The sequence below is a fragment of the Escherichia sp. TW14182 genome, from assembly GCF_000208525.1.
GTDB classification, from domain to species: Bacteria; Pseudomonadota; Gammaproteobacteria; order Enterobacterales; family Enterobacteriaceae; genus Escherichia; species Escherichia ruysiae.
In genome coordinates this window covers 1-5,786 of sequence record NZ_AEJZ01000299.1, presented here as the reverse complement: position 1 = coordinate 5,786, position 5,786 = coordinate 1, and the positions used below count along the sequence as shown (strand labels likewise).

Genomic DNA, 5,786 nt, shown 5'->3' with positions numbered 1-5,786 from the left:
AAAACCACTCACGCTCTTGAGCCTAGCAAGCCGCTGGCACACGACGAGAAGCCCATTACCATCGAAGTGGTTTCCATGGACTGGAAATGGTTCTTCATCTACCCGGAACAGGGCATTGCAACCGTGAATGAAATCGCTTTCCCGGCGAACACTCCGGTGTACTTCAAAGTGACCTCCAACTCCGTGATGAACTCCTTCTTTATTCCGCGTCTGGGTAGCCAGATTTATGCCATGGCCGGTATGCAGACTCGCCTGCATCTGATCGCCAACGAACCCGGTACTTATGACGGTATCTCCGCCAGCTACAGCGGCCCGGGCTTCTCAGGTATGAAGTTCAAAGCTATCGCAACACCGGATCGTGCCGCATTCGACCAATGGGTCGCAAAAGCCAAACAGTCGCCGAACACCATGTCTGACATGGCTGCGTTCGAAAAACTGGCCGCGCCTAGCGAATACAACCAGGTGGAATATTTCTCCAACGTGAAACCAGATTTGTTTGCCGATGTGATTAACAAGTTTATGGCTCACGGTAAGAGCATGGACATGACCCAGCCAGAAGGTGAGCACAGCGCACACGAAGGTATGGAAGGCATGGACATGAGCCACGCGGAATCCGCCCATTAAAGGGGTTGAGGAAGAATAAAGATGTTCGGAAAATTATCACTTGATGCAGTCCCGTTCCATGAACCTATCGTCATGGTTACGATCGCTGCCATTATTTTGGGAGGTCTGGCGCTCGTTGGCCTGATCACTTACTTCGGTAAGTGGACCTACCTGTGGAAAGAGTGGCTGACCTCCGTCGACCATAAACGCCTTGGTATCATGTATATCATCGTGGCAATTGTGATGCTGCTGCGTGGTTTTGCTGACGCCATTATGATGCGTAGCCAGCAGGCTCTTGCCTCAGCGGGCGAAGCGGGCTTCCTGCCGCCTCACCACTACGATCAGATCTTCACCGCGCACGGCGTGATTATGATCTTCTTCGTGGCGATGCCTTTCGTTATCGGTCTGATGAACCTGGTGGTTCCGCTGCAGATCGGCGCGCGTGACGTTGCGTTCCCGTTCCTCAACAACTTAAGCTTCTGGTTTACCGTTGTTGGTGTGATTCTGGTTAACGTTTCTCTCGGCGTGGGCGAGTTTGCGCAGACCGGCTGGCTGGCCTATCCACCGCTATCGGGAATAGAGTACAGTCCGGGGGTCGGTGTCGATTACTGGATATGGAGTCTCCAGCTATCCGGTATTGGTACGACGCTAACTGGTATCAACTTCTTCGTTACCATTCTGAAGATGCGCGCACCGGGCATGACCATGTTCAAGATGCCAGTATTTACCTGGGCATCATTGTGCGCAAACATTCTGATTATTGCTTCCTTCCCAATTCTGACGGTTACCGTCGCGTTGTTGACCCTGGATCGCTATCTGGGCACCCATTTCTTTACCAACGATATGGGTGGCAACATGATGATGTACATCAACCTGATTTGGGCATGGGGACATCCGGAAGTTTACATCCTGATCCTGCCTGTTTTCGGTGTGTTCTCCGAAATTGCGGCAACCTTCTCGCGTAAACGTCTGTTTGGTTATACCTCGCTGGTATGGGCAACCGTCTGTATCACCGTGCTGTCGTTCATCGTCTGGCTGCACCACTTCTTTACGATGGGTGCGGGCGCGAACGTAAACGCCTTCTTTGGTATCACCACAATGATTATCGCCATCCCGACCGGGGTGAAGATCTTCAACTGGCTGTTCACCATGTATCAGGGTCGCATCGTGTTCCATTCCGCGATGCTGTGGACCATCGGTTTTATCGTCACCTTCTCGGTGGGCGGTATGACTGGCGTGCTGCTGGCAGTACCGGGCGCGGACTTCGTTCTGCATAACAGCCTGTTCCTGATTGCGCACTTCCATAACGTGATCATCGGCGGCGTGGTCTTCGGCTGCTTCGCAGGGATGACCTACTGGTGGCCTAAAGCGTTCGGTTTCAAACTGAACGAAACCTGGGGTAAACGCGCGTTCTGGTTCTGGATCATCGGCTTCTTCGTTGCCTTTATGCCGCTGTATGCGCTGGGCTTTATGGGTATGACCCGTCGTTTGAGCCAGCAGATTGACCCGCAGTTCCACACTATGCTGATGATTGCAGCCAGCGGTGCGGTACTGATTGCGCTGGGTATTCTCTGCCTCGTGATTCAGATGTACGTTTCTATTCGCGACCGCGACCAGAACCGTGATCTGACTGGCGACCCGTGGGGTGGCCGTACGCTGGAGTGGGCAACCTCTTCCCCGCCTCCGTTCTATAACTTTGCCGTTGTGCCGCACGTTCACGAGCGTGATGCATTCTGGGAAATGAAAGAGAAAGGCGAAGCGTACAAAAAGCCTGACCACTATGAAGAAATTCATATGCCGAAAAACAGCGGCGCCGGTATTGTCATTGCGGCTTTCTCCACCATCTTCGGTTTCGCCATGATCTGGCATATCTGGTGGCTGGCGATTGTTGGCTTCGCAGGCATGATCATCACCTGGATCGTGAAAAGCTTCGACGAGGACGTGGATTACTACGTGCCGGTGGCAGAAATCGAAAAACTGGAAAACCAGCATTTCGATGAGATTACTAAGGCAGGGCTGAAAAATGGCAACTGATACTTTGACGCACGCGACTGCCCACGCGCACGAACACGGGCACCACGATGCAGGCGGAACCAAAATCTTCGGATTCTGGATCTACCTGATGAGCGACTGCATTCTGTTCTCCATCTTGTTTGCTACCTATGCCGTTCTGGTGAACGGCACCGCAGGCGGCCCGACAGGTAAGGACATTTTCGAACTGCCGTTCGTTCTGGTTGAAACCTTCTTGCTGTTGTTCAGCTCCATCACCTACGGCATGGCGGCTATCGCCATGTACAAAAACAACAAAAGCCAGGTTATCTCCTGGCTGGCGTTGACCTGGTTGTTTGGTGCCGGATTTATCGGGATGGAACTCTATGAATTCCATCACCTGATTGTTAACGACATGGGCCCGGATCGCAGCGGCTTCCTGTCAGCGTTCTTTGCGCTGGTCGGGACACACGGTCTGCACGTCACTTCCGGTCTTATCTGGATGGCGGTGCTGATGGTGCAAATCGCCCGTCGCGGCCTGACCAGCACTAACCGTACCCGCATCATGTGTCTGAGCCTGTTCTGGCACTTCCTGGATGTGGTGTGGATCTGTGTGTTCACTGTTGTTTATCTGATGGGGGCGATGTAATGAGTCATTCTAACGTGAGCGGCGGCGCATCCCATGGCAGCGTAAAAACCTATATGACAGGGTTTATCCTGTCGATCATTCTGACGGTGATTCCGTTCTGGATGGTGATGTCAGGTTCTGCCTCTCCGGCCGTAATTCTGGGAACAATCCTGGCAATGGCAGTGGTACAGGTTCTGGTGCATCTGGTGTGCTTCCTGCACATGAATACTAAATCAGATGAAGGCTGGAACATGACGGCGTTTGTCTTCACCGTGCTAATCATCGCGATTCTGGTTGTAGGCTCCATCTGGATCATGTGGAACCTCAACTACAACATGATGATGCACTAAGAGCGGCGGTTATGATGTTTAAGCAATACCTGCAAGTAACGAAACCAGGCATCATCTTTGGCAACCTGATCTCGGTGATTGGGGGATTCCTGCTGGCCTCAAAGGGCAGCATTGATTATCCCCTGTTTATCTACACGTTGGTTGGAGTGTCACTGGTTGTGGCGTCGGGTTGTGTGTTTAACAACTACATCGACAGGGATATCGACAGAAAGATGGAAAGGACGAAGAATCGGGTGCTGGTTAAAGGCCTGATCTCTCCTGCTGTCTCGCTGGTGTACGCCACCGTGCTGGGTATTGCTGGCTTTATGCTGCTGTGGTTTGGCGCGAATCCGCTGGCCTGCTGGCTGGGGGTGATGGGCTTTGTGGTGTATGTCGGCGTTTATAGCCTGTACATGAAACGCCACTCTGTCTACGGCACGTTGATTGGTTCTCTCTCCGGCGCTGCGCCGCCGGTGATTGGCTACTGTGCAGTGACAGGCGACTTCGATAGCGGCGCTGCAATCCTGCTGGCTATCTTCAGCCTGTGGCAAATGCCCCACTCTTATGCCATCGCCATTTTCCGCTTCAAGGATTATCAGGCGGCGAACATTCCGGTACTGCCGGTGGTGAAAGGCATTTCAGTGGCGAAGAACCACATCACGCTGTATATCATCGCCTTTGCTGTTGCCACGCTAATGCTCTCTCTTGGCGGTTACGCTGGATACAAATATCTGGTGGTCGCTGCGGCAGTCAGCGTCTGGTGGTTAGGTATGGCTCTGCGTGGTTATAAAGTTGCTGATGACCGAATCTGGGCACGCAAACTGTTCGGCTTTTCTATCATCGCCATCACTGCCCTCTCGGTAATGATGTCAGTTGATTTTATGGTGCCAGACTCGCATACGCTGCTGGCTGGCGTTTGGTAACTGCGACTTCCCTGTTAAAAAAGGTGCTACGGCACCTTTTTTCTTAGCATTAGAAACATATCCCTCACGAAATATTTACTAAAAAATCCGCATGTTTACCCCATTCGTTTGCCGCTTTACACTAGTCGCGAATTTAAAACAGAGGTGGTAATGAACGATTATAAAATGACGCCAGGCGAGCGGCGCGCGACCTGGGGTTTAGGAACCGTATTTTCATTGCGTATGCTGGGCATGTTTATGGTTCTGCCGGTTCTGACCACGTACGGCATGGCTCTGCAAGGCGCCAGTGAAGCGTTGATCGGTATTGCGATTGGCATTTATGGTCTGACTCAGGCCGTTTTTCAGATTCCATTTGGCCTGCTTTCCGACCGCATAGGCCGCAAACCGCTTATCGTTGGCGGGTTAGCTGTGTTCGTCGCGGGTAGCGTGATTGCCGCGCTTTCCGACTCCATCTGGGGGATCATTCTGGGTCGTGCGTTACAAGGTTCTGGCGCCATAGCCGCAGCCGTTATGGCGCTACTTTCTGATCTGACTCGCGAACAAAACCGTACCAAAGCGATGGCATTTATCGGCGTCAGTTTTGGCATTACCTTCGCCATTGCGATGGTGCTTGGCCCGATCATCACTCACAAACTTGGGCTACATGCGCTATTCTGGATGATCGCTATTCTGGCAACGACCGGCATTGCGTTGACCATTTGGGTTGTGCCTAACAGCCGCACGCACGTACTTAATCGTGAGTCCGGGATGGTGAAAGGCAGTTTCAGTAAAGTGCTGGCGGAACCACGCCTGCTGAAACTCAACTTCGGCATTATGTGTCTGCACATGTTGCTGATGTCGACGTTTGTTGCCCTGCCAGGGCAACTGGCTGGCGCGGGTTTTCCGGCAGCTGAACACTGGAAGGTCTATCTGGCGACGATGTTAATCGCCTTTGGCTCGGTTGTGCCTTTCATTATCTACGCCGAAGTTAAGCGCAAAATGAAACAGGTCTTTATCTTCTGCGTCGGGCTGATCGTCATTGCGGAAATCGTGTTGTGGAACGCACAAACGCAGTTCTGGCAGTTAGTGGTCGGCGTGCAGCTTTTCTTTGTGGCGTTTAACCTGATGGAAGCCCTCCTGCCTTCACTTATCAGTAAAGAGTCGCCAGCAGGTTACAAAGGCACGGCGATGGGTGTTTACTCCACCAGCCAGTTTCTTGGCGTGGCGATTGGCGGTTCTCTGGGCGGCTGGATTGACGGCATGTTTGACGGTCAGGGGGTTTTTCTGGCAGGTGCAATACTGGCGGCGGTGTGGCTGGCGGTCGCCAGTACGATG

At 52.6% G+C, this 5,786-nt stretch carries 6 protein-coding genes; all 6 read left to right on the top strand.

What is annotated here, in order from left to right; translation table 11 throughout:
• The coding region (locus tag EQY_RS0120280) for a COX aromatic rich motif-containing protein (RefSeq protein ID WP_000619012.1) at nt 1-624 on the top strand (624 nt) is incomplete at its 5' end.
• A 21-nt stretch (nt 625-645) separates the two neighbouring features.
• Nucleotides 646-2,637: a cytochrome o ubiquinol oxidase subunit I gene (gene cyoB, locus EQY_RS0120275; protein WP_000467154.1), complete on the top strand. Its 1,992-nt coding sequence runs from the start codon at nt 646-648 to the stop codon at nt 2,635-2,637.
• Entirely contained in the window at nt 2,627-3,241 is a 615-nt protein-coding gene (locus EQY_RS0120270; protein ID WP_000179822.1) for a cytochrome o ubiquinol oxidase subunit III, read from the top strand. Before cyoB ends, EQY_RS0120270 begins: the two co-directional genes overlap by 11 nt.
• Nucleotides 3,241-3,570 (top strand): cytochrome o ubiquinol oxidase subunit IV, encoded by a 330-nt coding sequence (locus EQY_RS0120265; protein WP_000019801.1) that lies wholly within the window; start codon nt 3,241-3,243, stop codon nt 3,568-3,570. The genes EQY_RS0120270 and EQY_RS0120265 overlap by 1 nt, the downstream gene beginning before the upstream one ends.
• A gap of 11 nt (nt 3,571-3,581) precedes the next feature.
• The gene (cyoE, locus tag EQY_RS0120260; protein ID WP_000971347.1) at nt 3,582-4,472 is read left to right on the top strand and encodes a heme o synthase; all 891 of its coding nucleotides are present in this window, start codon (nt 3,582-3,584) and stop codon (nt 4,470-4,472) included.
• Between the two features lie 150 nt (nt 4,473-4,622).
• A partial coding sequence (locus tag EQY_RS0120255) for an MFS transporter (protein WP_001000993.1) occupies nt 4,623-5,786 on the top strand: 1,164 nt, incomplete at its 3' end.